Genomic DNA, 4,580 nt, shown 5'->3' on the forward strand with positions numbered 1-4,580 from the left:
CCTGCGCGCGCCTGGACCACGTGGTGACAATGACCGAACAGGCCACCCACCGCACCCTGGACCTGGCCGAGGAGTGCCGGGCGCTGACCGAACAGCTGCGGGCCAATGGCCTCACCGCCGACCAGGACCAGCAGCTGGACCGGATCCGCCACAACCTCACCGAGATCGCCCTTACCCAGAGCTACCAGGACCTCACCGGGCAGATCATCCGCCGCGTGGTGGGGATCGTGCGTCGCGTGCATGAAGGGTTTGGCGCACTCGGCCTGCCGCCGCAGGACGACACCGCGCACAAGCGGGACAACGGCCTGGCCGGCCCGGCCGTGAGTGGCCTGGACCGTCACCAGGTATCCCAGGTGGATGCTGACGACCTGCTTTCGGATTTGGGGCTGTAACACCATGAGCGCTGTTCCAGACGATATTGCCGCCGATTTCATCCTCGAGGCCCAGGAAATCCTGGACCGCCTCGGCGAACAGCTGGTGTCGCTGGAGCAGTCGCCCCAGGACAGCGACCAGCTCAATGCGGTTTTCCGCGGCTTCCACACCCTCAAGGGCGGTGCCGGCTTCCTCGGCATCCAGGCCATGGTCGAGCTGTGCCATGCCGCCGAGGAAACCCTGGGCATGGCCCGCTCCGGCAAGGCCACGCTGCAGGCCCACCACTTCGATGCGGCCCAGCAGTCGCTGGATTACCTGCAGTCGATGCTGGATTCGGTGTCGGCCGGCGAAGAGCCCGGGTATGCGCCGCCGGAGCTGATCGCACAGTTCGACGTCAACGGCCCGGCCACTCCGGTGGCGGCAGTGGCCGCCCCGGCCAGCGGCGAGCTGATCACCGACGATGAGTTCGAAGCCCTGCTCGACCCCCTGCACGGCGGCGCGGCACCCACCGCCGTGGCGGGAGCCGGCAAAGCCGATGACGGCCTGATCGACGAAGACGAATTCGAGGCCCTGCTCGACCAGCTGCATGGCGGTGCCGTGCCCGGCGCCAAGCCGGTGGCCGCGCCCGCACCGCCGCCGCGTGCAGCGGCCGCGCCGGCCGCCAAGCCGGCCGCCAACAAGCCGGTGGCCGAAGCCGAGCACACCGTGCGCGTGGACACCAAGCGCCTGGACGCCATCGTCAACCTGATCGGCGAACTGGTGCTGTCACGCAACCGGCTCAAGACGCTGCGTGCGCGCCTGCACGACGAAGAACTCGACCGTGCCGTGTCCACCCTGGACATCGCCACCGCGCGCCTGCAGTCGGCGGTGATGCGCACCCGCATGCAGCCGGTGGGCAAGGTGTTCTCGCGCTTCCCCAAGGTCGCCCGCGACGTGGCGCGCAACCTGAAGAAGGAAGTGGAACTGGAGCTGATCGGCGCCGAGACCGAGCTCGACCGCAACCTGGTCGAAGCGCTGGCCGATCCGCTGGTCCACCTGGTCCGCAACGCCATCGACCACGGCGTGGAAACCCCCGACCTGCGTGAAGCCCAGGGCAAGCCGCGCAGCGGCCATGTGCGGCTGTCGGCGCAGCAGGAAGGCGACTACGTCAGCATCGAGGTGCAGGACGACGGCGCCGGCATCGATCCCGAACGGCTGCGCCAGAAGGCGCGCGAAAAGGGGCTGATCGATCCGGAAGCGGCCGCTCGCCTGACCAGCGAGGAATGCCTGCACCTGGTGTTCCTGCCGGGGTTCTCGACCAAGCAGGAAGTCACCGACATCTCCGGCCGCGGCGTTGGCATGGACGTGGTGCAGTCGCGCATCCGCGAGCTCAGCGGCCAGATCCAGATCCAGTCCGAGCTGGGCCGTGGCAGCCGCTTCATGATCCGCGTGCCGCTCACGCTGGCGATCCTGCCGACCCTGCTGGTGCAGGCCGGCGACGACGTCTACGCCCTGCCGCTGGCCCGCGTGATGGAGGTGCTGCACGCGCCCAACACCTCGCTGGGCTGGTTCGATGGCCGCGCCGTGCTCGACCGCAAGTCGCACACGCTGCCGCTGGTGGACCTGCGCCATTGGCTGGCCGTCGCCCCCGCCGCCTCCCAGCTGCTCACCATCGTGGTGCTGCAGGCCGGTGAAGCCCGCTTTGGGCTGGTGGTGGACCAGGTGCGGGGCCGCGAGGAAGTGGTGATCAAACCGCTGCCCAAGGCACTGCGCGGCCTGCGCGGCTACGCCGGCGCCACCCTGATCGGCGACGGCCGCATGTCGCTGATCCTCGACGTGGACGGCCTCCGCTGACGCGCCGTAGAGCCGGGCTCTGCCGCGCCGCAGGGGAAGGCGGGCGCCGAGCCGATGAACGCATCGCCATGCGCCAGTCCCCTGCCGCAGCGACAAAGTTCCAGACGTAGAGCCGGGCTCTGCCCGGCTGCCTTACCCCCAAAAACTGTGACCGCCGCCCCACCGGATTCCTTCGGCATCTCAAGTCCCATTCACATACGCCGATAACGGACCCATGGACAGACTCAGCCTCATCGGACTTTTCCTCGCCCTGGCCTCACTGGTCGGCGGCAGCATCCTCAAGGGGGCCGGCCTGGCGTCACTGTGGTCGCCGGCCGCCTTCGTGATCGTGATCGTCGGCACCATCGCCTCCATCCTGCTGCACACCTCGCCGGCGGTCTTCAAGCACGCCTTCAAGATTGTGCGCTGGGTCATCCTGCCGCCCAGCAGCGACCGCCACGAACTGATCAAGCAGATCGTCGAATGGAGCAACATCGCCCGTCGCCAGGGCCTGCTCGGCCTGGAAGCCCAGGTGGATGCACAGAACGACCCGTTCCTGCGCAAGGGCCTGCAGCTGCTGGTGGACGGCGTGGAGCCGGAAACCATCCGCCACATGATGGAAATCGAACTCAGCAGCCAGGAGCACCAGGACCTGGCCGCGTCCAAGGTGTTCGAGGGCATGGGCATCTACGCCCCCACGCTGGGCATCATCGGCGCGGTGCTCGGCCTGATCGCGGTGATGAAGAACCTCGCCGACCCGAGCAAGCTCGGCCACGGCATCGCCGCGGCGTTCACCGCCACCATCTACGGCATCGCCTCGGCCAACCTGCTGTTCCTGCCGGTGTCGGCCAAGCTGAAGAGCGTGATCCACCACAACAGCCGCGACCGCGAAATGATCATCGAAGGCCTGATCTCGATCGCGCAGGGCGAGAACCCGCGCAACATCGAAACCAACCTCTCCGGATTCCTGCACTGACATGGCCCGCCGCAAGCATCACGAAGAGCATGCCAACCATGAGGCCTGGGCCATTCCCTACGCCGACCTCATGACGCTGCTGCTCGCCTTCTTCGTGGTGATGTACGCCATCTCCTCGCTCAACGAAGGCAAGTACCGGGTCATGGCCGATGCGCTGACCACCGCCTTCGGTGGCGCGCCGCGCACCATCAACCCGGTGCAGGTGGGCAACCAGCAGGTGCAGGGCGGTGGCTGGGACAGCCCGTCGGTGATCAAGGCCGGCAACCGCGTCGGCCCGGCCGCGCCGGCGCCGTCCAACGACCCCACCCTGCTGCCGGCGATGGCCTCGCAGATGCGCATGCCGGTCTCGGTGCGCAACCAGGAACAGCTGCAGCGCGCCGAGCGCCAGCTCAACACCATCGCCGACCGCCTCACCGCCACGCTGGCGCCGCTGATCGAGCGCGGCATGATCACCGTGCGCCGCACCGAGCTGTGGATCGAGGTGGAGATCAACAGCGACATCCTGTTCCCCACTGGCTCGGCCACGCTGGATGTGCACGCACGCGACACCCTGTCCAAGCTGGCCCAGGTGCTGCGCGAGGCGCCCAACGGCGTGCGCGTGGAAGGCCACACCGACAACATACCGATCGCCACCCCGTTGTTCCCCTCCAACTGGGAACTCTCGGCCGGGCGCGCGGCCAGCGTGGTCCACCTGTTCGCCGACCAGGGCCTGCAGCCGTCGCGGCTGGCGATGGTCGGCTACGGCCAGTTCCGCCCGCGCGAAGACAACGCCAGCGCCGAAGGGCGTAACCGCAACCGGCGGGTGATGGTGATCATCCTGGCCGACACCGCGCAGGGCGTGGATCCGATCGGGCCGCAGTTGACCGCCGAATCGGACCCGGCCACGCCCGGCAAGACCCCCGCCCCATCCCCCATCGCACCGGTGCAGTTGCCACCGGTGCCGGCCGGCAGCCGTGTGGGCGCCGCCGTTTCCCCTGCAATGAAGGAGTGAACCGAATGCGCATCTGGGCAATCGCCAATCAGAAGGGCGGCGTGGGCAAGACCACCACGACCCTGGCCCTCGGCCGTGGCCTGGCCACCCTGGGCCACCGCGTGCTGCTGATCGATCTTGATCCGCATTCGTCGCTGACCCGCGCCTTCGGCGTGCCGCTGGACCCGCCGCCGCAGGGCGTGCTGGAACTGTTCGGCGCGCCCCCGGCCGAGCTCTCCTCGCTCAGCCGCCACAGCGATATTCCCGGCCTGGATTACGTGTGCGCGCAGGCCGCGCTGGCCACCCTGGAACGGCGCAGCGCCAACCAGCCCGGGCTGGGCCTGGCCCTGCAGAACGCGTTTGCCCGCCACCAGGGCCAGCACGACTACATCCTGCTGGACTGCGCACCCACGCTGGGCCTGCTGATGATCAACGCGCTGGCCCTGGTGG

4 protein-coding genes and 1 pseudogene are annotated in these 4,580 nt (G+C 68.7%); all 5 read left to right on the forward strand.

The genetic code is table 11. From position 1 onward, the window contains the following. Nucleotides 1-392, forward strand: a 392-nt coding sequence (locus DBR34_RS05380; protein ID WP_258223682.1) for a protein phosphatase CheZ, incomplete at its 5' end; no start/stop codon positions are given. Between the two features lie 4 nt (nucleotides 393-396). Next, entirely contained in the window at nucleotides 397-2,205 is a 1,809-nt protein-coding gene (locus tag DBR34_RS05385) for a chemotaxis protein CheA (protein ID WP_128096002.1), read from the forward strand. A gap of 214 nt (nucleotides 2,206-2,419) precedes the next feature. Then, nucleotides 2,420-3,160 carry a flagellar motor protein gene (locus tag DBR34_RS05390; RefSeq protein WP_038688511.1) on the forward strand — a complete coding sequence of 247 codons (741 nt, stop codon included), beginning with the start codon at nucleotides 2,420-2,422 and terminating at the stop codon, nucleotides 3,158-3,160. Nucleotide 3,161: 1 nt separating this feature from the next. Further along, nucleotides 3,162-3,992, forward strand: a pseudogene (gene motD, locus DBR34_RS05395) (flagellar motor protein MotD); the annotation flags it as partial. Nucleotides 3,993-4,156: 164 nt separating this feature from the next. Beyond that, on the forward strand, nucleotides 4,157-4,580 hold a 424-nt coding region (locus DBR34_RS05400), incomplete at its 3' end, for a ParA family protein (RefSeq protein WP_146186772.1).

Origin of the sequence: Stenotrophomonas sp. HMWF003 (assembly GCF_003061285.1) — a bacterium.
In the GTDB taxonomy this organism is placed as follows: Bacteria; Pseudomonadota; Gammaproteobacteria; order Xanthomonadales; family Xanthomonadaceae; genus Stenotrophomonas; species Stenotrophomonas maltophilia_AP.